This window comes from Planifilum fimeticola (genome assembly GCF_003001905.1).
Lineage (GTDB): Bacteria > Bacillota > Bacilli > Thermoactinomycetales > DSM-44946 > Planifilum > Planifilum fimeticola.
Genome location: NZ_PVNE01000003.1, coordinates 124,603 through 149,853, shown reverse-complemented (window position 1 = coordinate 149,853; position 25,251 = coordinate 124,603). Strand labels below are relative to the sequence as shown.

27 protein-coding genes are annotated in these 25,251 nt (G+C 58.5%); 20 read left to right on the top strand and 7 right to left on the bottom strand.

Translation table 11 applies throughout. The features are described from left to right. Positions 1–35: 35 nt before the first annotated feature. The 3 genes from CLV97_RS03285 to yfkAB all read right to left on the bottom strand — a co-directional run bounded on the left by CLV97_RS03285 (position 36) and on the right by yfkAB (position 4,254). Entirely contained in the window at positions 36–1,406 is a 1,371-nt protein-coding gene (locus tag CLV97_RS03285) for an FAD-dependent oxidoreductase (protein WP_146130396.1), read from the bottom strand. A gap of 315 nt (positions 1,407–1,721) precedes the next feature. Continuing rightward, positions 1,722–2,888 (bottom strand): ParM/StbA family protein, encoded by a 1,167-nt coding sequence (locus tag CLV97_RS03280; RefSeq protein ID WP_106344088.1) that lies wholly within the window; start codon positions 2,886–2,888, stop codon positions 1,722–1,724. Between the two features lie 229 nt (positions 2,889–3,117). Continuing rightward, entirely contained in the window at positions 3,118–4,254 is a 1,137-nt protein-coding gene (yfkAB, locus tag CLV97_RS03275) for a radical SAM/CxCxxxxC motif protein YfkAB (protein ID WP_106344087.1), read from the bottom strand. Between the two features lie 377 nt (positions 4,255–4,631). Between yfkAB and noc the strand changes: the two genes are divergently transcribed. The 6 genes from noc (at position 4,632) to CLV97_RS03245 (ending at position 10,247) form a co-directional block, all read left to right on the top strand. Then, a complete protein-coding gene (gene noc, locus CLV97_RS03270; RefSeq protein ID WP_106344086.1) occupies positions 4,632–5,447 on the top strand; it encodes a nucleoid occlusion protein in 816 nt (271 codons plus the stop codon). A 232-nt stretch (positions 5,448–5,679) separates the two neighbouring features. Further along, positions 5,680–6,441 (top strand): ParA family protein, encoded by a 762-nt coding sequence (locus CLV97_RS03265; protein ID WP_106344085.1) that lies wholly within the window; start codon positions 5,680–5,682, stop codon positions 6,439–6,441. Further along, positions 6,434–7,297 carry a ParB/RepB/Spo0J family partition protein gene (locus tag CLV97_RS03260; RefSeq protein ID WP_106344084.1) on the top strand — a complete coding sequence of 288 codons (864 nt, stop codon included), beginning with the start codon at positions 6,434–6,436 and terminating at the stop codon, positions 7,295–7,297. Before CLV97_RS03265 ends, CLV97_RS03260 begins: the two co-directional genes overlap by 8 nt. Positions 7,298–7,369: 72 nt before the next feature. Continuing rightward, positions 7,370–8,524 carry an aminotransferase class V-fold PLP-dependent enzyme gene (locus tag CLV97_RS03255; protein WP_106344083.1) on the top strand — a complete coding sequence of 385 codons (1,155 nt, stop codon included), beginning with the start codon at positions 7,370–7,372 and terminating at the stop codon, positions 8,522–8,524. A gap of 18 nt (positions 8,525–8,542) precedes the next feature. Then, on the top strand, positions 8,543–9,247 hold the full coding sequence (locus CLV97_RS03250) for a DUF554 domain-containing protein (protein WP_106344082.1): 705 nt from the start codon (positions 8,543–8,545) through the stop codon (positions 9,245–9,247). 130 nt (positions 9,248–9,377) lie between these two features. Continuing rightward, on the top strand, positions 9,378–10,247 hold the full coding sequence (locus CLV97_RS03245) for a diacylglycerol/lipid kinase family protein (protein ID WP_106344081.1): 870 nt from the start codon (positions 9,378–9,380) through the stop codon (positions 10,245–10,247). A 67-nt stretch (positions 10,248–10,314) separates the two neighbouring features. Here the strand turns inward: CLV97_RS03245 and yyaC are convergent, their stop codons facing one another. Continuing rightward, on the bottom strand, positions 10,315–10,902 hold the full coding sequence (gene yyaC, locus CLV97_RS03240) for a spore protease YyaC (protein ID WP_106344080.1): 588 nt from the start codon (positions 10,900–10,902) through the stop codon (positions 10,315–10,317). 101 nt (positions 10,903–11,003) lie between these two features. On the opposite strand from yyaC, the gene CLV97_RS03235 reads away from it, so the two are divergent. The 13 genes from CLV97_RS03235 (at position 11,004) to CLV97_RS03175 (ending at position 22,518) form a co-directional block, all read left to right on the top strand. Further along, positions 11,004–12,047 (top strand): YkvI family membrane protein, encoded by a 1,044-nt coding sequence (locus CLV97_RS03235; RefSeq protein ID WP_106344079.1) that lies wholly within the window; start codon positions 11,004–11,006, stop codon positions 12,045–12,047. Positions 12,048–12,140: 93 nt separating this feature from the next. Next, positions 12,141–12,770, top strand: coding sequence for a lysophospholipid acyltransferase family protein (locus CLV97_RS03230; protein ID WP_170070340.1), 630 nt, complete (start codon positions 12,141–12,143; stop codon positions 12,768–12,770). Positions 12,771–12,826: 56 nt separating this feature from the next. Beyond that, complete coding sequence (locus CLV97_RS03225; protein WP_106344077.1) at positions 12,827–13,054, top strand: DUF951 domain-containing protein; 228 nt, start codon at positions 12,827–12,829, stop codon at positions 13,052–13,054. 122 nt (positions 13,055–13,176) lie between these two features. Continuing rightward, positions 13,177–14,277 carry a redox-regulated ATPase YchF gene (ychF, locus tag CLV97_RS03220; protein WP_106344149.1) on the top strand — a complete coding sequence of 367 codons (1,101 nt, stop codon included), beginning with the start codon at positions 13,177–13,179 and terminating at the stop codon, positions 14,275–14,277. A 274-nt stretch (positions 14,278–14,551) separates the two neighbouring features. Then, positions 14,552–14,851, top strand: a complete 300-nt coding sequence (gene rpsF, locus CLV97_RS03215) for a 30S ribosomal protein S6 (protein WP_425440539.1) — start codon at positions 14,552–14,554, stop codon at positions 14,849–14,851. 44 nt (positions 14,852–14,895) lie between these two features. Beyond that, on the top strand, positions 14,896–15,336 hold the full coding sequence (gene ssb, locus CLV97_RS03210) for a single-stranded DNA-binding protein (RefSeq protein WP_106344075.1): 441 nt from the start codon (positions 14,896–14,898) through the stop codon (positions 15,334–15,336). A 37-nt stretch (positions 15,337–15,373) separates the two neighbouring features. Then, positions 15,374–15,601, top strand: a complete 228-nt coding sequence (rpsR, locus tag CLV97_RS03205; protein WP_106344074.1) for a 30S ribosomal protein S18 — start codon at positions 15,374–15,376, stop codon at positions 15,599–15,601. Between the two features lie 227 nt (positions 15,602–15,828). Further along, positions 15,829–16,140 carry a MazG-like family protein gene (locus CLV97_RS03200; RefSeq protein WP_106344073.1) on the top strand — a complete coding sequence of 104 codons (312 nt, stop codon included), beginning with the start codon at positions 15,829–15,831 and terminating at the stop codon, positions 16,138–16,140. A 7-nt stretch (positions 16,141–16,147) separates the two neighbouring features. After that, a complete protein-coding gene (locus tag CLV97_RS03195) occupies positions 16,148–17,053 on the top strand; it encodes a DUF2232 domain-containing protein (RefSeq protein ID WP_106344072.1) in 906 nt (301 codons plus the stop codon). Between the two features lie 116 nt (positions 17,054–17,169). Further along, a complete protein-coding gene (locus tag CLV97_RS03190) occupies positions 17,170–19,122 on the top strand; it encodes a DHH family phosphoesterase (protein ID WP_106344071.1) in 1,953 nt (650 codons plus the stop codon). After that, positions 19,119–19,565 carry a 50S ribosomal protein L9 gene (gene rplI / locus CLV97_RS03185; RefSeq protein ID WP_106344070.1) on the top strand — a complete coding sequence of 149 codons (447 nt, stop codon included), beginning with the start codon at positions 19,119–19,121 and terminating at the stop codon, positions 19,563–19,565. Before CLV97_RS03190 ends, rplI begins: the two co-directional genes overlap by 4 nt. Before the next feature lie 105 nt (positions 19,566–19,670). Further along, positions 19,671–21,020: a replicative DNA helicase gene (gene dnaB / locus CLV97_RS03180; RefSeq protein ID WP_106344069.1), complete on the top strand. Its 1,350-nt coding sequence runs from the start codon at positions 19,671–19,673 to the stop codon at positions 21,018–21,020. Between the two features lie 211 nt (positions 21,021–21,231). Continuing rightward, positions 21,232–22,518 (top strand): adenylosuccinate synthase, encoded by a 1,287-nt coding sequence (locus CLV97_RS03175; protein ID WP_106344068.1) that lies wholly within the window; start codon positions 21,232–21,234, stop codon positions 22,516–22,518. A gap of 66 nt (positions 22,519–22,584) precedes the next feature. On the opposite strand, the gene rlmH is transcribed toward CLV97_RS03175, so the two are convergent. The 3 genes from rlmH to CLV97_RS03160 all read right to left on the bottom strand — a co-directional run bounded on the left by rlmH (position 22,585) and on the right by CLV97_RS03160 (position 24,547). Further along, complete coding sequence (gene rlmH / locus CLV97_RS03170; protein ID WP_106344067.1) at positions 22,585–23,064, bottom strand: 23S rRNA (pseudouridine(1915)-N(3))-methyltransferase RlmH; 480 nt, start codon at positions 23,062–23,064, stop codon at positions 22,585–22,587. Beyond that, the gene (locus CLV97_RS18890; protein ID WP_106344066.1) at positions 23,036–23,257 is read right to left on the bottom strand and encodes a CxxH/CxxC protein; all 222 of its coding nucleotides are present in this window, start codon (positions 23,255–23,257) and stop codon (positions 23,036–23,038) included. Before CLV97_RS18890 ends, rlmH begins: the two co-directional genes overlap by 29 nt. A 102-nt stretch (positions 23,258–23,359) precedes the next feature. Further along, positions 23,360–24,547 carry a S1C family serine protease gene (locus CLV97_RS03160; RefSeq protein ID WP_106344065.1) on the bottom strand — a complete coding sequence of 396 codons (1,188 nt, stop codon included), beginning with the start codon at positions 24,545–24,547 and terminating at the stop codon, positions 23,360–23,362. 370 nt (positions 24,548–24,917) lie between these two features. Here CLV97_RS03160 and CLV97_RS18315 point away from each other — a divergent pair, with 370 nt between their 5' ends. Continuing rightward, the gene (locus tag CLV97_RS18315) at positions 24,918–25,226 is read left to right on the top strand and encodes a hypothetical protein (RefSeq protein WP_211295666.1); all 309 of its coding nucleotides are present in this window, start codon (positions 24,918–24,920) and stop codon (positions 25,224–25,226) included. Positions 25,227–25,251: the final 25 nt, after the last annotated feature.

Below are 25,251 nucleotides of genomic sequence, written 5' to 3'. Positions count from 1 at the left end.
TTCATTTCCCGGGAAATGAATCGGCCCCTGTTGGTTCAACCCAGGTTGTTGATCAGATTTCGCAGGCCCCGGAGGGCGATCTTCCTCTTTTCCGAGGCGTCCAGCGATGATTTGTTTTCTTTTCCTTTGGAGAAGGGCATGATGTCTTCCCATGCGTTGTAACCGTAGGGATCTTCCAGCTGGATCGCATCCTTCTTCAAGGGTGCGCTGCTGGACTGTTCCAGTATCATCCGGGCCTGTTCCCTTTCGATGAAGGAGACTTTCTTCTTCTCCCGTTCCGAATCGACATCCGCCTGTTGGTTTCCCTGCCGGCCCGCATCCATCCGTTCGGATTCCGTCCGCTGTTCCGTCCGCTGCTCGTAAGGAGCGGCCTTCGGAGACGGGGAAGGGGATGGATGACCTTCGTCTTCCGTCGATTTTTTCTTTGCCGCACCCTCGTCGGCAAGCCTCATCTTCACCGCCTTGGGTTGTCCCTTCGAACCGGTTTCCCTTCGTGCGGTCGCCGATTTGCCCCCTTTGGAATCCTCCCACACCAGGGCCTGAAACCGGCTTTTGGCCGGCTTTTTCTCTTGGACCGGGCCTTCCCTGTGGATCAGGGGATGCACTTTGGCGGCGCCGTCGCTGCGCTGTTTTTTTCGGCGCGTTCGGTCCATGGGGATGAGGGATTCCGAGAGCCCCTTCGCATCCTTGGAAGTGGGGAGAAGGATGGGAGAGGCAGGCTTGGCGGTTGTTGCGGATTCCCTTTTGGGCTCTTCCGTCCTTTCTTCTCGCTCTTCTTTCCGTCGAGGCTGCGGGGGGATTTGAACCGGTTTTTCCCGGCCGTTGGGCCGGTCCAGCAGCTTCCTTCTCAGGTAATTGTTCCTCTGTTGATAAATGGAGGATCGGGTTTTTTGAGCGGTTGGCTCGGGTTCCGTATTTAAGGCGGCGGAGGCGTCTTCCTTTTCATCCGGTTCCGGATGGTGGCCGTTTCGGCGGAGCAACTTTTCGCGGATTCGCATCTCCCGTTCCCGCAGGCTTCTGTTCTGTCCGGAAGGGGTATTGGGTTCACCGATCTGCAACACCGCGGGAGAATCGGGGGCGGAAAGACGATGGCTCCGCTGGACCTGCGCTTGGAGGACATATACGGAAGTTTCCCGGTCCGGCTGGTTGAGGGTGGTTTGGATGGTGACCGTCGACTGTCTTTTCTCTCTCCCGTTTTCGTCACCGGAGGGGATGAAGGCCTGAATCAGTTCCTGTTTTAACGGAGACTCGTCGGAGGTGCTCCACATCATTGAAGCGATGGTTCCCGGGGAGAGGGAGATCAACAGGGTGGAGCACCCTTCACGGGTGGCAGCCAATGCAGTTTCGCGTCCCGAACGGCCAGAGCCAATGACGATGACGTCAAATTCTCCACCTGTAAGCTGCACAGTCGTCCCTCCTTCGCAATGAAATTCCCCGCCGGGTCCGGGCAAGAAAAATCGGTGACGCTGCGGAAACGTTCAGGCCTGCGGGGAACGTCGTTTTTCGCGCAGGCCGAAACAAAGCCGAAGAAGGCGCGACGACGGCCTTGTTGATTTCCGCAGCCATCTCCGGGCACCGAACCATGATGGGGAACCATGTTCCCCGGGAACACGAGATGAACCGGCCAGGGATCGGATCTTACAGCTCTTGAGGCGGTTTCGGAATCCCCCGGAGGGGATCACCGGGGGATCCGCTTGCCTTTTGTCGGCGGCTGGACGGAATCACTTTTTGTCCGCTTCCTCTTTCTTTTCGGGAACGGTGAATTCCTCCTGGATGGCGGCGGCCACTTCCTGCTCGCTCTTGACCGGAACCGATTTGGACTTGGATTGGGAGAATTTGCACAGTCCGAAAGCGTTGGCAAACTGCGCTTCGATTCCGTAATCCTCCGCAAAGATCAGTTTATCTCCGAAGCGTTCGCGGTAATAGGGCTTGAAGGGGATGGAGGCGCCGCCGGTCAGGATGATGTAGGTGATGTCGTCCGCATAATCGAGGCGCTGCCACACCTCATCCACCATCGCCTGCCCCACTTCCTGGATGCAGCTCTGGACAATCTCCGACACGTTGTACACTTTTCCTTTAAAGCTGATTTCCCCCGAATGGATGACCCGGTTCAGGCTCCATACCTGATACTCCTTGCCGGTCTTGTCGGGGTCGATTTCCCGGGTGAACTCCAGCAGCCGCTTGGACAAGAGCTGATAGACGCTCAACATGGCGTGGCGAGAGGAGAAGCTCTGCCGCTTGATGATCGTCTCCCCGTGAAGGGTTTCCACATCGGAGGTTCCGAACCCGAGATCGTTGATGCTCACCTTTTGGATGAACAGATCCTCGTTGAGGAGTTGTCCGTCCCGGTCGAGGGCGATGTGGAAAAGGGTGGCCATCGGTTGGCTGATGACGTACAGGTTTTCCCGTTTGATTTCAAATTCGATCTTTCTGTAGGGAAGGTTCCCCTGCTTGACCTCAAAGCTGTGTTTGCCGATCAGGCGGCGTTTCAATTCTTCCTTGTAGTCGATGTAGCTGTCCGTGGGAAGGGCGACGGATACGATCGGCTCCTTGCTTCCCTGGAGCATCAGTCCGGTGCTGACGCGGAACATGATCAGGTATTCCTGTTCGCGGAACCAAGTGGGACTGAACAGTCGGCGTTCATGGGAATCAAACAGCTCGTCGTCTCCGGATTGCTCGATGGCCAGTTTCCCTACGAACCACTCCCGATCCCCTTCGGTCTCCCGGTACATGATGTTGTGGGGATCGTTATTGTAAGTGATCTCTCCCACCCGATTGGGAACGACCATGTTGCGAATAAAAAGCTTGTAAAATTTGTCGCCGTGCCGGCATACCACTTTGGTGCCGTAGTACCCCTGGTCGTTTCCTATGTAGACAGGTGTGATCATTTTGTCATTTCCCCCCATACCTCGCTGTTGATCAGCCATCTCTTAAAATGATTCTATCAGCCCTTGTGGATAAGGGTCAACAAAAAATGACTTGATGCGACAAAACAAAAAGGCCCTGGAAAAGGGCCCTTTTTTGCGGCTTCTTATTTTCCATATAAAAAATTTTTAAGAAAACAGGAAGTCAAGGACAAAAACAAAACACCTGTTCGGGAAACAGGTGCCCGAACGGTCACAAGGAGATCCGGGCCTTTCTCTTTTGAAAATCGGTCTTGGGGTAATAGGTGTCGGCCACGAGGACATTGGGCCCCGTGCAGCGGGCGGCGGGGCAGTAGCAATGCAGGCGTCCGGCGGCGGGATGTTGAAGCCAGCGGTCAAAGGCGTCGCTCAAGCGATCCCTCCGGATGTTTCCCAGGGGAGGAATGTCGCCGAAGTCGGTGACGATGATATCCCCGGTGAAGATGTTGACATTGAGCCGGTTTCGTCCGTCCGGGTCGTGCCGGACGGTCACGCCTTCCTCCCGGTGGAGCTCCCGCCACAATTCGAGATCTTCCTCCCGGCTGCTGCAGGGGTAGAAGGGAAGGGTCCCGAACAGGATCCAGACGCCCGGAATCCGGGCCCTCAGCAATCTGCGGACCGCTTTCCGATACTCATCCAGGGAAATCAGCTCCATATCCCGGGCGAAGTCGCTGGGATACAGGGGATGCACTTCGTGCCGAAGACATCCCATCGATGCCACGTCCCGGTGAATCGACTCAATGTGTGGGACGGTAAAGGGGCTGAGGAAGGTTTCGGCGGAGACGAACACCCCCGCTTTGGAAAGGGTTTTTGCATTCTCCACCATCTGAATAAACAACTTTTCCGCAGCGGCGGAGGAAACGTCCCGTTGGTGCTTGGCGAAGGCGATCCGGTGAAAATCCGAGGCATCCCTGTAGTTGTAGGAGATATGGAGCACGTCCACATCCTCCACCCATTCCTCGTACCGGGAGAGGGGGAGGGTCAGGTTGGAGTTGAGTTGGGTGTAGAGACCCCGTTCCCGAGCGTAGCGAAGAAGCGGCCGGATGACATCCCTGACTGTTTTCGGGCTGAAAACGGGTTCCCCGCCGGTGATGCTGAGGGTTTGCAGGGTTTCCACTTCCTCCAGGCGGCGGATCAGCTGTTCGACGGGGATCGGGTCTCCCTCCACCTCGGAGAGCATTTCCCCGACGGCGCAATGTTCACAGCGAAGATTGCAGAGATGGGTGACGGTGAATTCCACGCTGGTCAGTTCGTAACCCCCCTTGGCGCTGCGGGTGTACCAGGGATCCCAAGGGTCCCATTCGGGGGAGAGGGGGCGCTTGTTTGTCTTTTGCTCCATGATGGGGTTCATGGTTCCACCTCCTGGTTGTTGGGGGAACGGGATCTGCCGGAATCAAACCGGATTCCATCGTATCATATCCGACCTCTTCAAGACTTGCAAGAAAGGAATGGGCCGGCAAGGATGCGTTCCCCGGGGATTGCTGCGCCTCATTCTATCCTATGCGCCCTGATGAGGGTTTTCCCGAACCGGGAAATTCGGGGATTGTTCAAATTTGCAGGCTGAATCGGGTTCCGGCGGAAACACCGGCTTTTCGGCTTCCTCCCCGGATGTTCCACGTGAAACATTCCGCCTTGGATTCTATTTAAAGGGAAGGTAGCTTCCGGTACAATGATGAATATAGGACTATATGGCAGCGGATAGATTTGAATCAGGTGGTGTCCGATGCGATGAAAGAGCCGTTGGCACGTTTTTTCGGGTTGGCGGAGAAAGAGGAACAGGAGGTGGTTCGACGGATTCCGGTGGATTCCGTGGTTCCCAATCCGTATCAGCCGCGGACGGTCTTTGATGATGACCGGATCGAGGAGTTGTGTCACACGATCCGGACCCACGGGCTCATCCAGCCGATCGTCGTGAGGAAGCGGGAAGGGGGATACGAGCTGATCGCGGGTGAACGGAGGCTCCGAGCCGCCAAAAAATTGGGGATGAAGCGGATCCCGGCGGTGATCCGGCAGATGTCCGACACGGAGGCGGCATCGGCGGCGCTGATTGAAAACCTGCAGAGGGAAGGGCTGACGGCGATCGAAGAGGCGGTCGCCTATCAGAAGCTGATCAAACTCCACGGATTGACCCAGGAAAGCCTGGCCCAACGGCTGGGAAAAAGTCAATCCACCATTGCCAACAAACTTCGTTTGCTCACCTTGCCGAAAGAAATCCAGCAGGCGCTGATGGAGCGGAAGATCACGGAACGGCACGCCCGGGCCTTTCTCTCCCTGAGGAATCCGGAAGATCAAATCCGGCTGTTGGAAGAGATCCTGGAAAAGGGATTGAATGTGAAACAGACGGAGGAAAGGGTGCGCCGGCTGTTGGAGAAAAAACCCGCCCAGCAGAAGGCGCGCCGCAAATCCGTTTCCCGCGATGTTCGGATCGCCCTTAACACGATCCGTCAATCCGTGGACATGGTCCAGAAATCGGGATTGGACGTCGTCACCGATGAACGGGACAAGGGGAATTATTATGAGGTGGTCATTCGGATTCCGAAATAGAAGGGGAGTTCGAAGGACGAGGTCATAGGGATGTCAACGGGAGAGTTGCGGAGGACATGCTTTGTCTCCACCGCCCGAAGGATGCGGCGCTCGGTTCAGAAATACGGTCAAAGGGGCTTTCCCCGAGGACGGCTCGGACAGGATACGGGGAAGATACGGCGTTGCTGCGGAGGTTTTCCGGTGACGGCCGGATTCTCCGGTGATTTTATCAGAGAGAGAAGAGGTGACAAGAGTGGGAAAAGTGATCGCGATCGCCAACCAGAAGGGCGGAGTCGGAAAAACGACCACATCCATCAATCTTGCGGCTGGTCTGGCCATGGAGGGGAGAAAGGTGTTGGTGGTGGACAGCGACCCCCAGGGAAACACGACCAGCGGATTTGGAATCAACAAAGCGGACGTGAAACAGTGCATTTATGATGTGATGATCAACGAGGTGCCCATCACCGATGTCATCGTGCGGACGGGGCTTGAGAACCTGGATCTGGTCCCCGCCACCATCCAGTTGGCCGGCGCGGAGATCGAACTGGTTCAGGTGATATCCCGCGAACATCGCCTGAAGCGCTCTCTGCAGGCGATCATCGACCGTTATGATTATCTGCTGATCGATTGCCCGCCTTCTCTGGGAGTGCTGACCGTCAATTCCCTGACCGCGGCAGATTCCGTCTTGATTCCCATCCAGTGCGAATTTTACGCCCTGGAGGGGTTGGGGCAGCTGCTCAACACGATCCGCATCGTGCAGAAACATCTGAACAAGCGGCTGGAGATCGAGGGCGTTCTCTTGACGATGTTTGATGCCCGTACCAATCTGTCCGTTCAGGTGATGGAAGAGGTGAAAAAGTACTTCCAAAACAAGGTGTACAGGACGGTGATTCCCCGCAACGTCCGGTTGAGCGAGGCGCCCAGCCACGGCATGCCGATTCTCCTCTACGATCCCCGCTCCCGCGGAGCGGAGTGCTACATCGAATTGGCGAAGGAAGTGATTCGAAATGGGTAGCAAACGGTTGGGAAAAGGGCTTGGGGCACTTCTTCCCTCGGTCGATGTCACGGAAGACGACGTCGTCAATGAGGTGGACATCTCCGAACTTCGGGCGAATCCTTATCAGCCCAGGAAACAGTTTGATCCCGACTCCCTGGAGGAGCTGGCGGAGTCGATCAAGGAGCACGGAATCATTCAGCCGCTGGTCGTCCGGAAAAGCATTCACGGATACGAGATCGTGGCAGGCGAACGCCGTTTTCGCGCCGGGAAAAAGGCGGGCCTGACCAAGGTCCCGGTGGTGATCCGGGATTTTACCGACGAACAGATGATGGAGATCGCCCTGATCGAAAATCTGCAGCGGGAAGATCTCAATCCGATGGAGATCGCCAACGCCTATAAGAAGCTGATGGATCACTTCTCGATGACCCAGGAGGAACTGGCCGCCCGGGTCGGGAAAAGCCGCCCCCATGTCGCCAATTTCCTGCGCCTGCTGCAACTCCCCTCGGCGATCCAGGAGGATGTTTCACGTGGAACACTCTCGATGGGACATGCCCGGGCGCTGCTCGGGGTGAAGGAACCGGATGTTCAGATGAAGCTGGCGGAGAAGGTGAAAAGGGAAGGAGCCAGCGTTCGGCAGCTGGAGGAGTGGATTCAACAGATCAATCAAAACGGCATCAAGAAGAAGCCGAAGAAAGTGGAGAAGGTGGAGCCGCAGATCAAGCGGTACGAGGAGATGCTCCAGGAAACCTTCAACACGCCGGTTCGGATCCGCCACGGAAAGCGGAAGGGGAAGATCGAAATCGAATACTTTTCGCAAAGTGAGCTGGAGCGGCTCGTCGAATTGCTCCAGCGGGACCGGTTGATCGGCGGTTGAATTCGGGACGGATGAAATCTGGGATGTCCGTGGGCATCGTTGGAAAAATGGTTGCAAAAGTGGTGAACCGACGTGATCTACTTGGACAATGCAGCTTCGACGTGGCCGAAGCCGGAGAGCGTCATTCAGGCGGTGAAAAGATGCCTGGAGGAGGCGGGTGCCAATCCGGGACGGTCCGGCCACCGGTTGGCGGCGCAGGCGTCGCGCATCCTGGTGGACGCCCGCCGGGAATTGTCCGCCCTGTTCGGGATTCGCGATCCCGACAACGTCTTTTTTTTCGCCAATGCCACTCAGGCGATTAATCAGGCCCTCAAGGGCTTTCTGCAGCCGGGGGACCACGTGGTCACCACCGGATGGGAGCACAACGCCGTGGCCCGTCCCCTGGAGGCGCTGAAACGGGAACGGGGGATCACCGTGACGGTGGTCCCCGCTTCGCCCGACGGATCGGTGGATCCGGCGCAGGTGGAACGGGCGATTCAGCCGAACACCCGCCTCATCGCGGCGACCCACGGATCCAACGTGACCGGAGCCGTGATGCCGGTGGAGGAGATCGGCGCCATCGCCCGGAGGAGGGGTGTCCGCTTCCTGGTGGATGCCGCCCAGACCGCCGGAAACCTGCCCATCGATGTGGAGGCGATGGGGATCGACATGCTCGCATTTCCCGGGCACAAGGGGTTGTACGGACCCCAGGGAACGGGAGGGTTGTACGCGGCCCCCGACCTCCCCTTAGTCCCCCTGATTCAGGGGGGGACCGGGAGTCGTTCGGAAAAGCTGGAGCAACCCGACGATCGGCCGGAGGGGTTCGAAGGCGGGACGCCCAACACACCGGGAATCGCCGGTCTTGCGGCGGGTGTCCGATTCGTCCGGGAAACGGGAGTTGGGGAGATCCACCGGAAGGAGACGCACTTGGCCGAAACCGTCCGTTCCGCCCTGTCCGAAATGGAGGGGGTTGAGGTGTATACGCCCCGCGGTCCCCGGTTGCCGGTGGTGGCCTTCAACCTCATCGGACTGGACAGCCAGGAGGTGGCGGCCATCCTGGACTCCCATTACGGCATTGCCGTGCGCGCCGGATATCACTGCGCCGCTCTCGCCCACAAGAGCCTCGGCACGGAAGGGACGGGAGCCGTCCGGGCCAGTTTCGGATACTTCAACGAAGAAAAGGACGCGGAAGCATTGATGGCGGCAATCGGAGAGATCAGGAAATCCTTCAATTGGCAGGGGGAATAATGGGAGGTAGAACCGATCATGGCTCTGTTGGGAACCGTGGTAAACGCCTTCGCAGTGGTCCTTGGCTCCCTATTGGGGTTAATCCTGCCCCGGCTCCGGGAGGAAATGAGAACGCAGGTGATGCAGGGCGTCGGATTGGTGGTGACGGTGATGGGGCTTTCCATGGCGATGCGTTCCGAGAACATCATCGTCATCCTTGTTTCCCTGGTGCTGGGAGGAGTCGTCGGCGGCTGGCTGCACCTTGACGAACAGCTGAAACGATTCGGCCGGTGGATGGAGGAGCGATTTGGCAACAAGGAGGGGTTCGCCTCCGGATTCATCACCGCAACGCTGGTGTTCTGCGTCGGTCCGATGGCCGTTTTGGGCGCCTTGGCCGGAGGATTGAAGGGCGAACACGAGTTGCTGTTCACCAAAGCGATGTTGGACGGATTCACCGCCATCATCTTCACATCCTCCCTGGGTGTGGGCGTTCTCTTTTCCGCCGTCCCCATTTTTCTCTATCAGGGAGTGATCGCCCTGTCCGCCGAGTGGATCATCCGGTTGTTTCAGGGACCTCTTTTGGATCGGATTCTGGAGGATCTGACCGCCGTCGGCGGGATCATGATCATCGCCATCGGGCTCAACCTGCTGAACCTGACCCGCATCCGCGTGGCCGACTGGCTGCCCGCTCTGCCCGTCGCAGTGGTCGCCGCTGCCGTCTATGACGCGATACCGTTCTTGTAACAGTCAAGGAGTCGCAGAAAAACGGCTGGGAGAACATCGCGAGGATCGCGGGAAGCTCAACCGTCCACCGCATCCCGGTGGCCGTGGGGTCTTCCTCTTCCTGCGATTCGTCGAGAAAGGGGAAAATCGCGTGCGGTATTTCATCGTCAACAGGGTGTCCGGAAACGGCCGCGGCCTTGCCCGTTGGTCCCGGATCGAACCGGTATTGAGGGATAAGGGGATCCCCTACAGGGTGGCTTTTACCGAGCGCCCCGGACATGCGACGGAGCTGGCCCGGGAGGCGGTAAAGATGGGTGTTCGGGCGGTGGTGGCCGTCGGCGGAGACGGCACGGTCAACGAGGTGGGAAACGGGTTGTTGGGAACGAATGTTCCCTTCGGATACATACCGGCCGGATCGGGGAATGATTTTGCCGCGGCGCAAGGGATTCCCAAGGATCCGGTCAAAGCCCTGGAACGGGTGTTGAAGCATTCTCCCCGCTCTGTGGATACCGCCGACTTCGGCGGTAGGGTGATGGTCAGTTCCGTCGGCGTAGGTTTCGACGGGCAGGTGGCCAAGACGGTGAATGAATCGAAGTGGAAACAAAGGTGGGGAAAGGGTTCCTACGCCATCGGCGTGCTGAAGGAGCTTCGGCGCTTTCAGCCGACCGGTGTCACCCTGGAGGTGGATGGGCAGGTCATCCGGGAAGAGGGAGTCTGGCTGATTGCCATCGCCAATATCTCCTGTTACGGGGGAGGAATGAAGATCTGCCCCGAGGCGAAAAACGATGACGGGATTTTGGATATCTGCCTGGTCCGGGGGATCTCCCGGTGGAAATTGCTCCGGCTGTTTCCGCTGGTGTTCAGCGGCAGGCACGTCAACTATCCCTACGTGGTGATGCTTCGCGGGAAGGAGATCCGGGTATCCGCCGATCGGCCTCTGGTGGTCCACGCCGACGGGGAAATTGTCGGGGAGACTCCCGTGTCCGTGTCCGTTCGCCCCCAATCGCTGACCATTCTCTGAGAAAGCCATTCGGATGCGGGGGTGCGGTGAGGTTTTCCGCTTCCCATTGAAACCTGGCGAAAACCGGTCATGTCACTTCCCGTTGCAGCCGGGAAGCGACGGATTGGATGGAGCGGGAAATGATGTCCGCCATTTTCATGACGATGCTGAGCCTCGTGTTCTGCAGGACGAAATATTCCATGAAACCGGCGACGTTGACGATCCCGGTGATGTGAACCTCGCCCACTTCGGGCAACTTTTTGTTCACGCCCGCCCCCGGTTTGAGGGGGCCCATTCCCACCTGGATTGAACCGACGCTCTGCAGATGTCCCAAACAGGCATCCACCGCGATGATCCGCGGGTTTTTCAAATTTCTCCTCATCTCCTCCAATGTCGCGCGAAGATTGACGGCGTGAACGGGCTCGTCCAATGTTCCGTAAATGCGAAGGAAGGGAGTTGCCGTCTTTTCCAGCATGGTGCCGACCAGGGGGCCGAGGGAATCGCCGGTGGAACGGTCGGTGCCGATGCAGAGACAGACCAGCTCGGAGCCGGGAGAAAGCGGGCCGAGCGCTTGCGTGAGCTTTTCCGCACACATCTCCACAGCCCGGGGGTGGGTGTATTCCACCCGGTAGGGGAACGTGAAAGCCGCAGAATCAGGATGGAACAGCTCACGCATGTCCGACAACCTCCGAAATTTTTGATCCTTACCAGTATACGGGAAAAAGAGAGTAAATATACATGTAAGGACAACCCGTATACGGGTGGGGATGGTGAGGAATGCGGATCAATCTCGGACAGTCCTTCCGGATCAGCATGACGATTGTCGGCACGACCATTGGTGCGGGCTTCGCTTCCGGCAGGGAAATATGGGAGTTTTTCGGTTCCTACGGGGAGGAGGGCCGGTACGGGATCTTCCTTTCGATGGCGCTCTACTTTGCGGCGAGCGTCATCATTCTCCACATCGGTTGGAAGAAGCGGACGCACCACTACTCGGAAGTGCTCCAGGAGGTGATCGGGCCAAAGCTGGCCCGGTATTTTGACGGCTTTGTCATCCTGTCCCTGTTGACGGGCGTCCTGGTCATGGTGGCGGGGAGCGGAGCCACCCTGGAGCAGTGGAACGGTTCGTTCACGCTGGGAACGCTGTTGATGGCGGTTGCGGTGGTGCTGGTCCTCTTTTTCGATCTGAGGGGGATCATGTCCCTCAACACGCTGTTGATGCCGGTGTTGACGGCGATTTTGATCCTCGTCTGCTTTCAGGCTCTCGGGTCGGGCGGGGAGACCGCCGGCCTGGTCGAACCGGAACCGGAGAATTCCCTGTTTCCGGTGTGGCCGTCGGCCATCACCTATGCCGCCTTCAACATGATTTCACTGCTCGCCGTCCTTTCCACCATGGGTTCCCAGATCCGTCACCCGGCGGAGATATGGATTGCCAGCTTGTTGGGGGCGTCTTGCCTCGCGGTGATCGCCGGGCTCTACAACGCGTCGCTGCTCAAGGTGTCCCATCTCATATCCCAGTACAACATCCCCCTGTTCGCCCTGATCCGAGATTATTCGACAACCTGGAATCTGATCATCTCCCTGGTCCTCTGGTTCGCCATCTACACGACCGCCGTCAGCAACATGCACGGGTTGGTCTTTCGCGTCGCCCATCGCTTTCCTTATCCCCGGTGGGCGGTCGGTCTCGTCATCATGGCGGCGCTGGTTCCACTCAGCCAGTGGGGGTTTGTCCCGCTGGTGCAGTTTCTTTACCCCCTTTACGGGGTTTTGAACCTGTTTCTTTTCACCCTATTTCTACTTTATCCCTTTTCGGAGGAACGATGAGGCCCTTGTCGAATGGAGAAAAAAAGAGGAAAGTCTCGATCCGGAAGCCGAACGCGATCGCGAACGGTTGAAGCCGAAGGAGGGAACCTCGACATGTTGCTGTATCACATCCTTCAGCCCGTCGTTCGGTGTCTGATCCGAATTTACCATCGGGCCCGTGTGGAAGGCCTGGACCGGGTTCCGGCGGAGGGGCCCCTCATTTTGGTGGGCAATCATCTCAGCCTTCTCGACCCCTTTTACATCGGGGCCTTCTTTCCGCGAAAGATCCGTTTCATGGCGAAGAAGGAATCCTTTCGCCATCCGGTGGCCCGGTGGTTTTTGCACCATTTCCGCGCCTTTCCGGTGGATCGCGGCAAAGCGGACCTGACATCCTTGAAGACCGCCATCGGCGTGCTCCGGAGCGGTGAAGTGCTGGGCATGTTCCCTGAAGGAGGGCGCCGGGAAAACGCCCCGATGCGGGAGCTGAAACAGGGGACCGCCTATCTGGCGCTCAAGACCGGCACGCCGATCCTCCCCGTATATATCGAGGGGACGGATCGGTCCCTGCCCCGAAATGCGGTCTGGATCCGCCCCTGTCGGATCCGGATTGTCGTCGGGGAATGCATCATGCCCGAAGCGGGGGGAACCGGGCGCCGCAGCGAGGAGCAGATCAGCGAAGAAATCCTCCGTGCCTGGAGGCGGATGGCGGGAGAAGGGCGGGAGGACAGCCTCCGCCACGGTTGAATTGAGGCGGGACGCTTCCTATAATGGAAGGCAAGCGAGCGGGAGTGTGATCATCGGTGCAACGAAAGGTCTTCAATCTGGGTGACATCGTAGAGATGAAAAAGCCGCATCCCTGCGGAACCAATGCTTGGAAGGTGATCCGAATGGGCATGGACATCCGGATGAAGTGCACCGGATGTGGTCACAGCGTGCTCCTCCCCCGATCCCGTTTTGAAAAGCGGATGAAGCGGGTTCTGGTCTCCGCCGAATCGTCCGGGGATGAGAACCGTCCCGGATCCCTTTGATCTCTCCCGACGGAGCTTCCTCCTGTCGGGGTCTTTTTTGTTCGGGACAGGAGGATCCGGATCCGCTATAATGGATGAGGATCTATGCAATATACCGCTTGATGCACAGGGAGTGGACGGATATGCCGCTTGTGACCGGAATCGTCGGTCTGCCCAACGTCGGCAAATCGACCTTGTTCAATGCGATTACCCGTGCGGGAGCCGAGTCGGCCAACTACCCCTTCTGCACGATCGACCCCAACGTGGGAGTGGTGGATGTGCCCGACGACCGGCTGGACCGTTTGGCGAAACTTTTCAATCCCCAGCGAGTCGTCCCCACCAGCTTCCAGTTCGTCGATATCGCGGGCCTGGTGAAGGGCGCCAGCCGCGGAGAGGGTTTGGGCAACAAGTTTCTGGCCCACATCCGGGAAGTGGACGCGATCACCCACGTCGTGCGCTGTTTTGAGGATGAAAACATCACCCACGTGGACGGAAAGGTGGATCCCGAAGGGGATATCGAGACGATCAACCTGGAGCTCGTCCTGGCTGATCTGGAGTCGGTGGAGCGCCGCCTGGAGCGGACCGCCCGCCAAAAAAAGAGCGGGGACAAGGAGGTGGCGCAAGAGCACGAAGCTCTGCTCAAGCTGCGGGAGGGTCTCGCCGAAGGAATCCCCGCCCGGCGGATCGGCCTGAGTGAGGAAGAGCGGGAACGGGTTCGCCATCTCAATCTGCTGACGTTCAAAAAAGTGCTTTATGCCGCCAACGTGGGTGAAGAGGACGCGGCGGACCCCGATGCCAATCCGCACGTTCAGACCGTCCGGCGGATCGCCGCGGCGGAAGGAGCCGGCGTCATTCCGATTTGTGCCCGGTTGGAGGCGGAGATCGCCGAACTGGAGGACGAGGAACGCCGCCAGTTCCTCGAGGAACTGGGCCTCAAGGCATCGGGGCTGGACCGTTTGGTGGCGGCCGCTTACCGGCTGCTGGGGCTGATCACCTATTTCACCGCCGGCGAAAAGGAGGTCCGCGCCTGGACGATCCGGGAGGGAACCAAGGCCCCCCAGGCGGCGGGGGTGATTCACTCGGATTTTGAGAGGGGATTTATCCGGGCCGAGGTGGTCGCCTACGAGGATCTGATCGCCGCCGGTTCCATGGCCCAGGCCCGGGAACGGGGGATGGTCCGTCTGGAAGGAAAGGATTATGTGGTGCTAGACGGCGACGTGATGCATTTCCGCTTTTCCGTTTGAAGGATTTCATGACGGGTGGACAGGACATCCAAGATTCGGTAAAATCGAACATATGAGCGGTATTCTGTCCGGACGGGGATGGCAGGATGCCGGTCGAAACCGCCTGTCCGCGATGTTCTCCGCCGCGTCCGCCTATTGCGAAAAGCTTCAATCTCCAGGGGAGAAAGCGGGAACAACCCTTGCCTTCCCGTCAAGTCTCTGATACAATCTATCGTTGTCAGTCAAGAAAGCTACTCCTTGCTCCCGAAAGGGGGCCGCTTGAGTCCAGAAGGAGGTGGAACCGTTGCGGAAGTACGAGTTGATGTACATCACCCGCCCGGATCTCGATGAGGAATCCCTGAAAAACAACCGGGAAAAGGTGCAATCCGTCATCACCCAAAACGGCGGGGAAATCCTGGAGACGCAGGATATGGGAAAACGTCGTCTGGCCTATCCCATCAAAAAATTGCGGGAAGGGGTCTACACCGTCGTCCAGTTCAAGTCCGAGACCGACACCGTGAAGGAACTGGAGCGGAACCTGCGGCTCGACGACAATGTGATTCGGCATATGGTCATCAACATCGATGAGCGGTAAAGGGGATCGTCGCGGATAGAGAAACCCAAAAGGGAGAGGTTCTTATGATCAATCGGGTGATTTTGGTCGGTCGTCTCGCGCAGGATCCCGAACTCCGGTACACGCCGAACGGCGTGGCCGTCACCACCTTCACCCTGGCGGTAAATCGGCGGTTCACCAATCAGCAGGGGGAACGGGAAGCCGATTTCATCAACATCGTCACCTGGCGACAGCTGGCCGAAACCTGCGCCAACTACCTGAAAAAGGGACGCCTGGTCGGCGTGGACGGACGGCTGCAGATCCGGAGCTTCGAAAACAGCGAAGGGCGGCGGATCAAGGTGGCCGAAGTGGTGGCGGACACGGTTCAGTTCCTCGAGCCGGCCGGCGGACGTTCCGGATCGGCCGTCGAGGGAGATCCGTTCGGGAAAAGCCGGAACGAGATGGATGATCCCTTTGCGGACGACGGAAAGCCGATTGATATCTCCGACGACGATCTGCCCTTTTAATCGGTAGACGGAAATCTGACCGGAAGGGGGGATTCCGATGGCGCGCCGTCGTGGACACAAGCGTCGGAAAGTCTGCTATTTCACGGTCAACAAGATCGAGTACATCGACTATAAAGATGTGGACTTGCTGCGCAAGTTCATCAGTGAGCGGGGGAAAATCCTGCCGCGCCGGGTGACGGGCACCTCGTCCAAGTATCAGCGGCAGCTGACCCGGGCCATCAAGCGGGCCAGGCAAATGGCGCTTCTGCCCTATACCACCGACTGATCACTGCGGCCTTCGGGCCTTTTTTTCTTGCGCGAAAGGGAAAGGAGGAAAATCCCGGGGATTTGTTGAACATACCTCGTGACGGCTCTCTCCCCATCCTTTTGGAGGAGTCCTTTTACGGGGGAGTGTGAGTATCCGGACGGTGCCGGAGGCTTTTCGGAGAGGGATGGCCCCGGAACCGACGTCGCCACCTCACCCCCTTGAACGCATCGGAGGAGGACGCGCCCATGAGCCATCCGGAGCGAGGGATGCAGATAGCGAAGAACCTGAAAGTCATTGACTGGTTGAAAACCGAAGTCCTGGATCAGATCGCCAATTTGTTCAAGGGACTTCATCACGCCAACCAGCATCTGATCCTGGACAGCCTGGCCAGCCTCGTCGTGGTCACCTACGTGCTGGCCCGAAGGGTCGGGATCTCCTTCCGCGAACTGGACCAGGCGGTGGTGAGCAAACTCAGGGAGCATACCCGGGAAGGTCATCAATTGGAAAACTGGTACGGCGATCTATCCTCGCTGGAGCAACACATGAACAAGAGGTGAAGGCAACTTGACGGGACCTAACGGCAAGGTCCGCGACGGGGTGATCCTCTGTGGGGTTTTCACGGTGCTGATCGCCTCGCTCTTTACTCCCCTTTCCATCCTGACAATCTGGTTTTTGCCCTTGCCTTTTTTCCTGTATACGGCAAAACATTCCTGGCCCTCCGCCGTTCCCCCTGCCGCGGTCATCGGCGTCCTCACCCTGATCCTGCTCCATCCGTTATGGATGATCGGGGTTGTTTTTGCCGCGGCGACGGGAATGGTGATGGGGGCGTTTTATCGTTCATCCTCTTCATCGGGAACCGATGTGGTACTCGCCGGATTGGTCGCCGGCGCCGCCGTGCTGCTTTTGGGGTTGGCGGCGGCCCAGTACGGTTTTGGAGTGCTAGCGGAATTCCAGCGGCTCTGGCAGGAGCAGTGGGACCTGGCGGCGGAGATGGTCCAAAATTCCGTTCCGGATGCCTCTGTCCCCCCGCTTCCGCCGCTGGCGGCGGTGCTCCCTCTTTTTTTGGCCGTGCTGACCGTTCCGACCGTTCTTCTCAGCGTCTGGGCGGGAAGAAAGCTTCTCATCCGCTTCGGTTTCCCCGATAAGCGGCTGCCTCCGTTTCACCGGTGGCGTTTTCCCAGATCTTTTCTCTTTTATTACCTTGTGTCGTGCGTCGCCGCTCTTCTGTTTGATGCGGAAAGCTGGGCGTATTCCTTTTTCGCGGGTTCCTTCATGATCCTCGACATCCTGTTCGCGGTGCAGGGCTTGTCCTTTCTTTCCTTTCTGCTTCACCGCAAAGGAATGAGCCGGGGCTGGTTGTGGTTCGCCGTTCTCGCTTTGTTCATCCCTCCGGCAGCCTTTCTGCTGCTCGTTTTGGGAATACTGGATGTGGGAACCCGGTGGCGGGAGAGGTTGGAAAGGAAGCGGTGATTTTGGCCTCAAGGGGAATTCGATCCGTCACTGACTGCATCGAAAAACGTGATCTCCGGACAGACCGAGCATCGTATATTGAATATAAACGGTGTCAGCTTTGAGGGGATGGAATTATGCCGAATTTTATCTTGCAGCGATGGCATGGGAAACACATGGTTTGGGCCATGTGTTTCCATTTGGTTCTGATCGCCCTGCTCGCCTCCTTCGACTGGGTGCTCGGGGCTGGTGGAATGGTCGTTTTTTTCCTGCTGGCCTTCCACCTGTTCCGGGCGGAACGGGCGTTCCGCAAGGATTTCATCCAATATGTCATGACGTTGACGGACCGGATCAAAGGGGCCAACCAGCAGGCGATGGACCGGATGCCGCTGGGGATCCTTCTCTACAACAAGGACGGTCGGATCGAATGGCACAATCCCTTTGTTCGCGGAATGACCGATGAGGAGGAATTGGTGGGAAAGGCGATGAGCGAGGTCTTTCCCAGCCTCAAGGAATTGGGGGATGAAGAGGATGCGGCCCGGATGACGGTGGGGGACCGCACCTTCGAGGTGATTCACCGGGCCGAGGAGCGGCTCGTCTATTTCCGGGAAGTGACCCGGCTTGCCCGGATTGAACACCGCTATGAACAGGATCAGGTATTTTTCGGAATCATGCACATGGACAATTATGAAGAGGCCGGCCAGGGGCTGAGCGATCAGAATCTCACCCTCCTTCTGTCAAACGTGACCGGGGCCATCACCCGTTGGGCGGAGAATCACGACATCTGCCTGCGCCGCTTGGATTCCGACAAGTTTTTTCTCATTTTGAGGCGGGAAACCCTGGATGAGGTGATACGCACCCGTTTCGGCATCCTGGACGAGGTCCGGGAGATGACCCGCCACAATCCGATCCCCATCACCCTGAGCATCGGCGTATCCACCGTGGGACGGACGCTTCTGGAACGGGCGGAAAACGCCCAGGGCGCCCTGGAAATCGCGCTGGCCCGGGGCGGTGATCAGGCGGTGGTGCAGAGCGGGGAACGGATGTTGTTCTTCGGGGGAAAAATGGGTGCCGTCGAGAAGCGGACCCGGGTGCGCGCCCGGGTCATTTCCCACGCCCTCGGCAATCTGATCCGGGACAGCGAGCGGGTATTGATCATGGGTCATGCCAAACCGGACATGGATGCGATGGGGGCGGCCATCGGCGTCCTGAAGGCCGTTCGGCTGCAGCAACGGCCGGGATATATCGTGCTGGATGACCGGAATCCCTCCATTGAGCGCCTGATGGAGGCCGTGGCCAACCACGACGAGTTGAAGGACCGGATCGTCAGTCCGGAACGGGCCCTGCAATTGGCAGGTCCGGGAACCCTTTTGATCATGGTGGATACCCACAAGCCCTCCCTCACCATCGAGCCCCGGCTGTTAAGCAAGGTGAAGCGGGTGGTGGTGATCGACCACCACCGGCGCGGGGAAGAATTCGTACAGGACCCGGTGTTGGTGTATCTGGAATCCTACGCGTCCTCCACCAGCGAGCTGGTGACGGAACTGCTTCAATACCAGGGGAACCGCATCTCCCTCGACACCCTGGAGGCCACCGCCCTCTTGGCCGGGATGGTGGTCGACACGCGGAATTTCATGGTCCGGGCGGGTTCCCGCACCTTTGAGGCGGCTTCCTTCCTGAGGCGTCACGGGGCGGATTTGACCATGGTGCAGACCCTGCTCAAGGAAGATTTGCAGCAATTTGTAAAACGGGCCGAGATTGTCAAAAACACCGAAGTGGTATACGATAAAATTGCCATTGCTGTTGCCGAGGAAGATGAACGGTACGGGCAACTGCTCATCGCCCAGGCGGCGGATACCCTGCTCAACATGCAAGGGATCACCGCCTCCTTTGTCATCGGAACCCTTGAAGACGGACGGGTGGCGATCAGCGCCCGCTCCCAGGGGGATCTGAACGTCCAATTGGTGATGGAAGCCCTGGGCGGCGGGGGTCATCTGACCAATGCCGCCGTTCAGTTGAAGGGCGTGACGCTGACGGAAGCCCGGGAGCGGCTGTTGAAGACCTTGGAGGAAGGAGGCCTCGTCGAATGAAAGTCATCTTTCAACAGGACGTCAAGGGACACGGGAAAAAGGGAGAAGTGAAGGAAGTGGCGGAAGGATTCGCCCGCAATTATCTGTTCCCCCGCAAGCTGGCCGTTGAAGCCTCGTCCGCCAATCTGAACGCGCTGAAGGATCAGCAGCGCCGGGAGCGCCTTCGCAAGGAGCGGGAACGGGCCGAAGCGCAGGAGCTGGCGGAACGCCTCAAAGATCTCCGCGTCGTGATTCCCGCCAAGGCCGGTGAGGGAGGACGCCTGTTCGGAGCCGTCACCTCCAAGCAGATCAGCCGCCATCTGAAGGATGCGCACGGGATTCAGGTGGAAAAGAAGAAGATTCAACTGGAGGAACCCATCCGTTCCCTCGGAGTTACCCAGGTTCCGGTCAAACTTCATCCCGAAGTGACGGTCACGATTCCGGTGCAAGTCGTGGAAGAATGATCGATGCGCGGCTTGTGCCCCATCCATTCCTGTGGCGAGAGGTTTGCGCTCTGGTGGAGCGTTTTTTTGTTGAAAGGGTCGGAAATGCGCGGAGGCTGATGGACCATGAGTGAGCTGTTTGCGGACCGCCTGCCGCCTCACAATTTGGAGGCGGAACAGGCCGTGTTGGGAGCCATTCTCATGGATCCCCAGGCGTTGACGCTGGTGGCGGAACGGCTGAGGCCCGATGATTTTTACCGCCAGGGGCACCAGCGGCTCTTCCAGGCCATGCTCAACGTGGCGGAACGGGGAGAGCCGGTCGATCTGGTGACGGTGTCGGAAGAACTGCAAAAGACCAAACAGCTGGAGGAAGTGGGGGGCGTTTCCTACCTGACGGAATTGGCCGACTCCGTCCCCACCTCCGCCCATGCGGATCACTACGCCCGAATCGTCGAGGAGAAGGCGATTCTCCGCCGTCTGATCCGCACCGCGACCCAGATCGCCACCTCCGGTTACACCGGCGGGGATGATGTGGCGGAAATCATTGACGATGCGGAACGAAAAATTCTGGATATTTCCCAACGACGGATCCGCAAGGCCTTTCTCCCGATTCGGGATATCCTGATGGATACCTACGAGCGGATCGAGCAGATGCATGAAAACCAGGGTGAATTGACGGGGATTCCCACGGGGTTCCCCGATCTGGACCGGATGACCTCCGGACTGCAGCGCTCGGATCTGATCATCCTGGCGGCCCGCCCCAGCATGGGGAAAACGGCTTTCGCCCTCAATCTCGCTCAAAACGTGGCCCTCCACGCCGGTGAGACGGTGGCCATCTTCAACATGGAGATGCCGGCCATCCAGCTGGTGCAGCGGATGCTGTCCGCCGAGGGGAACATCGACGCCCAGGTGTTTCGCACCGGAAACCTCGGCGAAGAGGATTGGGAAAAGCTGACGATGGCCATCGGCACCCTGGCAGAAGTCCCCATCTTCATCGACGACACTCCCGGTCTCACCGTTTTCGACATCCGGGCCAAATTGCGCCGGCTGCAGGCGGAACACGGGTTGGGGCTGGTGGTGATCGACTACCTCCAGCTGATCCGGGGCCGCGGCGGGGAGAGCCGGCAACAGGAGATCTCCGAAATTTCCCGTTCCCTGAAGCTCCTCGCCCGGGAGCTGAACGTGCCGGTCATCGCCCTCTCCCAGCTTTCCCGGGCGGTGGAACAGCGCCAGGACAAGCGTCCCATGCTGTCGGACCTTCGGGAATCGGGATCGATTGAGCAGGATGCGGACATCGTCGCTTTTTTGTACCGGGATGATTACTACGACGAAGAGTCGGAAAGAAAAAATATCATGGAAGTGATCATCGGAAAGCATCGGAACGGTCCCGTGGGGAAGGTGGAGCTCCTTTTTCTCAAGAACTACAACAAATTTTTGAGCCTCGACCTGAAGCACGATGCACCGCCGCCCCAATGAGCATCCCTCCCCCGCCCCGGCGGAGGGGTTGTCGCCGATTTTCGGCCGTCACCCCTTGGCGCGGTGCTTCCGGAGCTTTCGCCGGACCTTCCGATAAAACGAATATAGAACCCCTTTTTCATAATTAATGTTCGTGTTTTTGTTGACACACCTGGAAAAGTGCAGTTAAAATGGTGATTGTGTTCGGATTTTGGTCAGAGGAGGCAGGCCCATGTCAACGGTGGTCGTCGTCGGAACCCAGTGGGGGGATGAGGGAAAAGGAAAGATCACCGATTTTCTCGCCGAAAGGGCGGAGGTGGTCGCCCGTTATCAGGGAGGAAACAACGCGGGGCACACGATCGTGTTCGGCGGAAACCGGTACAAGCTGCACCTGATCCCTTCCGGGATCTTTTACCGGGACAAGATCTGCGTCCTGGGAAACGGGATGGTGCTCAATCCGGAGGCTCTGGTGGAAGAGCTGGATTACCTGAGAAGTCACGGCGTTTCGCCGGATAACCTGCGCATTTCCGACCGGGCCCATCTCATCCTGCCTTACCACATCAAGTTGGACATGGTGGAGGAGGCACGGAAGGGAGAAGGAAAAATCGGAACGACCGGCAAGGGCATCGGCCCCGCTTACATGGATAAAGCGGCCAGAATCGGCATTCGCGTCGGCGATTTGATGGAACCGGATCTCTTCGCCGAGAAGCTGAAGAGGAACCTGGAGGAAAAGAACCGGCTTTTGGAACGGGTGTACGATACCAGCGGGTTTTTCTTCGACGAGATCTACGACAAGTATCTCCAGCTGGGAGAGAAGTTTCGCGCCTATGTGACGGATACCTCCGTGGTGCTGAACGATGCCATCGACCAGGGGCGGCGCGTTCTCTTTGAGGGAGCCCAGGGCGTCATGCTGGATATCGACCAGGGCACCTATCCCTTCGTCACCTCTTCCAACCCGGTCGCCGGAGGGGTGTGTATCGGGAGCGGCGTGGGACCGACGAAAATTCATCACGTGATCGGAGTGGCCAAAGCCTACACCACCCGCGTGGGCGACGGGCCCTTCCCCTCGGAAATGAAAGATGCCATCGGTGATCACATTCGGGAAAAGGGCCGGGAATACGGAACCACCACCGGACGCCCCCGCCGCGTCGGCTGGTTTGACAGCGTAGTGGTCCGCCACGCCCGGCGGGTCAGCGGCATCACCGGCCTCTCCCTCAACTCCCTGGACGTGCTGACGGGGTTGCCGACGGTCAAGATTTGCACGGCCTATCGCTGGCGTGGAAAGATCCTGGAGAATGTTCCCGCAAGCCTGAAGGTCCTCGCCGAGTGCGAGCCGGTCTACGAGGAATTGCCCGGCTGGACGGAGGATATCTCCGGCGTGCGCCGCTTGGACGATCTTCCCCTGGCGGCCCAGCACTATGTGGAGAGGATCACCCAGCTGACGGGGATTCCTTTGACGCTGTTCTCCGTCGGTCCGGATCGGGAACAGACCATCCAGGTTCGGCCGGCTTACGCCTGATCCCTGCGGAAATCGGTTGCGCGCCCGGATCCGGGCGCGCAACTTTTTTTGGGCGAAAACCGCCTTTCACTTATGATAGGTTTCTCCCCGGATGATCTTGAAGGAACGGTACAGCTGTTCCAGCAGGATCAGCCGCATCAGCTGGTGGGGAAAGGTCATCCGGGAAAAGGAGAGCAGGAGGTCGGAGCCCCGGAGGACGTCGGGAGAGAGGCCGACCGATCCCCCGATGACGAAGGAGATGCGGCTCCGTCCATAGGTGGCCAGGCGGTCGATGTATTCCGCCATCTCCTCCGAGGAGAGGGATTTCCCCTCGATCGCCAGAGCGATCACATGGGCCTCCGGGTGGAGGCGGCTCAGGATCCGCTCCCCTTCCCTCGTCCTGATCCGGTCTTCCTCTGCCGCGGTCAGGGAACCCGCGGGCTTCTCCTCGGGGATTTCCACCACATCCACACGGGCGTAGGGCTTCAGCCGCTTCAGGTATTCCTCCACACCCTGTTTCAGATAACGCTCCTTCAGCTTACCTACCGCCACAATCTCCAGATGCACCGGTTGAATCCTCCTCAATTTCGAAAAAGAAAACCCGATCGGCGGTGCGGCCGCACATGCGGCAGCGGGCGGACCCGGGAGGGGAAACCGTATCGATGGATGGGGCGGTCCTGAATTCCTCCACAAGATCATCCAATACCCATTCGGCATGTTCATCGCAGGCGAACCAGCGATGGCGCGCGGCTTTATCCATCCTCTTCCATTCCTCCCCTCGGCCGGACGGATTCCTGTTATCCACATTATCCACAAAGTTACACACAGGAGGAACCCGCCTATGCACAGGGCGGGTTCCCCGTCAACGGAAGATTTCCACAGGCTGTTGAGTCAACGTGGTGGTGGCGGTTTCCTTGGATCCGTTCCGGTAGAAGGTGATGCGGATCTCATCTCCGATCTTTTTCTCCTTGTACAGGTACTTGCGCAGTTCGGAACCGGAGCGGATCGGCTGATCGTCCAAAGCGACGATCACGTCCCGGGAGCGGAGGCCCGCCTTGGCGGCGGAGGTTCCGGACATCACATCCCTTACCACGACACCGGCGGTGACCGAGCTCGGGAGGTTCAGCTCCGTGGACCAGTACTCCTGGGGAATCGCCTGCAGGTCCATCAGGGTGATTCCCAGGTAGGGCCTGAGCACCCGTCCGTGCCGGATCAGGTCGTTGATGATGGGCTGGGCGTCGTTGACCGGGATGGCAAAGCCCAGTCCTTCCACCCCTTGTTCAGCGATTTTCAGGCTGTTGATTCCGATCACCTGTCCGGCGGCATTGACCAGGGCACCGCCGCTGTTGCCGGGGTTGATGGCCGCATCCGTCTGGATGACGTCCATGGACATGCTTTCCGCCACGTCGATGGATCGTTTCGGAGAGCTGATCACTCCCACCGTGACCGACTGGGAAAATTCCAATCCCAGGGGGTTGCCGATCGCGATGGCGGGTTCTCCCGCCTTAATGGCGTCGGAATTGCCGAAGTTGGCGACCGTTTTCACATGCTTGTCGGGGATTTCCAAAACGGCCAGATCCGAAATGTCATCGCTGCCCAATACCTTGGCGGTTACCTGTTTCGCATCGTCCCCGCCCGAAATGACCACCTGGACGTGATCCGCTCCGGCGATCACGTGGTGGTTGGTGACGATCCGGGCTTTTCCGTTCCCCTTGTCAAAGATGATCCCGGAGCCGGTGCCCCGCTGCAGGGCTTCCGGCTGAAAGGGATTGTCCCGCTGCAGGTTGACGACGCCGACCACCGCCGGTTGCACCCGCTCCACGGCTTTGGTGATGTCGGTCGTCACGTCGACGCTGATCGACTTCTTTTCCGTGAAGCTGTTGTCCGGGGCTTCTCCGCCGGGGGACGCCGGGGGGAAGCCGGCCCGCGACAGGACGGGAGAGAGCAGGAGGACGATCAATCCCCCGATGACGGCCGAGATCAAAGAGGTGAAAAGAAGGGAGGAACGCCCCCTTCCCCTTGTCTCCGTATGGTCGTCATAGTATCCCACCGCTTCCGCCTCCTTGATGATGAGGAGATAGACACTAATTCATTATTTGAATGGCTCAACCATATTATACTTAGTCTATTGTGTCCGGAAAATGTCGAGGGAGATTCCGGATTATAATGTTGGTCATAATTGGAAAAGAGGAATCTGGACGAGGTTAATAGAAGAAAGAGAGCAAGATAGAGGTATTTACGCGAAACCATCCACGCGTTTGCCGCCGGGTCCGCATGGGACTTTCGGCGTAGTGAGGAAAATCGGAGGGAGAAGCCTTCGTCCTGAAGATGATAGAGCGAGGATGGCCGATGGCGGGATTCCGACCGTCGGGTGTGGGGGGTTTTGGAACCATGGTCGACGGAATGAAGGGGGTAAGACGATGAGCCGCGGTGACAGGTCGCATCGCGTGAATCCCTCCAAACGTGGGCCCGACGCTTGGTCGGAAGTGAATTGGGGCGCGCAGTTGGCTGATTTTAAACAGATGCAATATCACCAATCCATCCTGTGGTTGGCGCTGGTGGAGCTGTTGGTGGAAAAGGGGATCATCACCCGGGAGGAATTGCGGGATTTTGTCCGGGAGCTGGACCGGAAGGTGGCGATCATGGCCATTCCGGGCGGAGGGGTGGAAAAAAAGAGCACCGGGGCTTCCCCGGTCCCTTCCGAAAAGCGGGGAATGAAAAAGGAATAGGAAAAAACGAGAGCGCTTTTTCGCG

Bases quoted from the DNA above. Each gene is read 5' to 3' on its own strand.
- yyaC (WP_106344080.1), bottom strand. From the start codon at position 10,902: ATGCGTGAGCTGTTCCATCCTGATTCTGCGGCTTTCACGTTCCCCTAC.
- CLV97_RS03260 (WP_106344084.1), top strand. From the start codon at position 6,434: ATGGGTAGCAAACGGTTGGGAAAAGGGCTTGGGGCACTTCTTCCCTCG.
- CLV97_RS03175 (WP_106344068.1), top strand. From the start codon at position 21,232: ATGTCAACGGTGGTCGTCGTCGGAACCCAGTGGGGGGATGAGGGAAAA.
- dnaB (WP_106344069.1), top strand. From the start codon at position 19,671: ATGAGTGAGCTGTTTGCGGACCGCCTGCCGCCTCACAATTTGGAGGCG.
- CLV97_RS18890 (WP_106344066.1), bottom strand. From the start codon at position 23,257: ATGGATAAAGCCGCGCGCCATCGCTGGTTCGCCTGCGATGAACATGCC.
- CLV97_RS03250 (WP_106344082.1), top strand. From the start codon at position 8,543: ATGGCTCTGTTGGGAACCGTGGTAAACGCCTTCGCAGTGGTCCTTGGC.
- CLV97_RS03235 (WP_106344079.1), top strand. From the start codon at position 11,004: ATGCGGATCAATCTCGGACAGTCCTTCCGGATCAGCATGACGATTGTC.
- CLV97_RS03200 (WP_106344073.1), top strand. From the start codon at position 15,829: ATGAGCCATCCGGAGCGAGGGATGCAGATAGCGAAGAACCTGAAAGTC.
- rplI (WP_106344070.1), top strand. From the start codon at position 19,119: ATGAAAGTCATCTTTCAACAGGACGTCAAGGGACACGGGAAAAAGGGA.
- yfkAB (WP_106344087.1), bottom strand. From the start codon at position 4,254: ATGAACCCCATCATGGAGCAAAAGACAAACAAGCGCCCCCTCTCCCCC.
- noc (WP_106344086.1), top strand. From the start codon at position 4,632: ATGAAAGAGCCGTTGGCACGTTTTTTCGGGTTGGCGGAGAAAGAGGAA.
- CLV97_RS03190 (WP_106344071.1), top strand. From the start codon at position 17,170: ATGCCGAATTTTATCTTGCAGCGATGGCATGGGAAACACATGGTTTGG.
- rpsR (WP_106344074.1), top strand. From the start codon at position 15,374: ATGGCGCGCCGTCGTGGACACAAGCGTCGGAAAGTCTGCTATTTCACG.
- CLV97_RS03230 (WP_170070340.1), top strand. From the start codon at position 12,141: ATGTTGCTGTATCACATCCTTCAGCCCGTCGTTCGGTGTCTGATCCGA.
- CLV97_RS18315 (WP_211295666.1), top strand. From the start codon at position 24,918: ATGAGCCGCGGTGACAGGTCGCATCGCGTGAATCCCTCCAAACGTGGG.
- CLV97_RS03280 (WP_106344088.1), bottom strand. From the start codon at position 2,888: ATGATCACACCTGTCTACATAGGAAACGACCAGGGGTACTACGGCACC.
- ychF (WP_106344149.1), top strand. From the start codon at position 13,177: ATGCCGCTTGTGACCGGAATCGTCGGTCTGCCCAACGTCGGCAAATCG.
- ssb (WP_106344075.1), top strand. From the start codon at position 14,896: ATGATCAATCGGGTGATTTTGGTCGGTCGTCTCGCGCAGGATCCCGAA.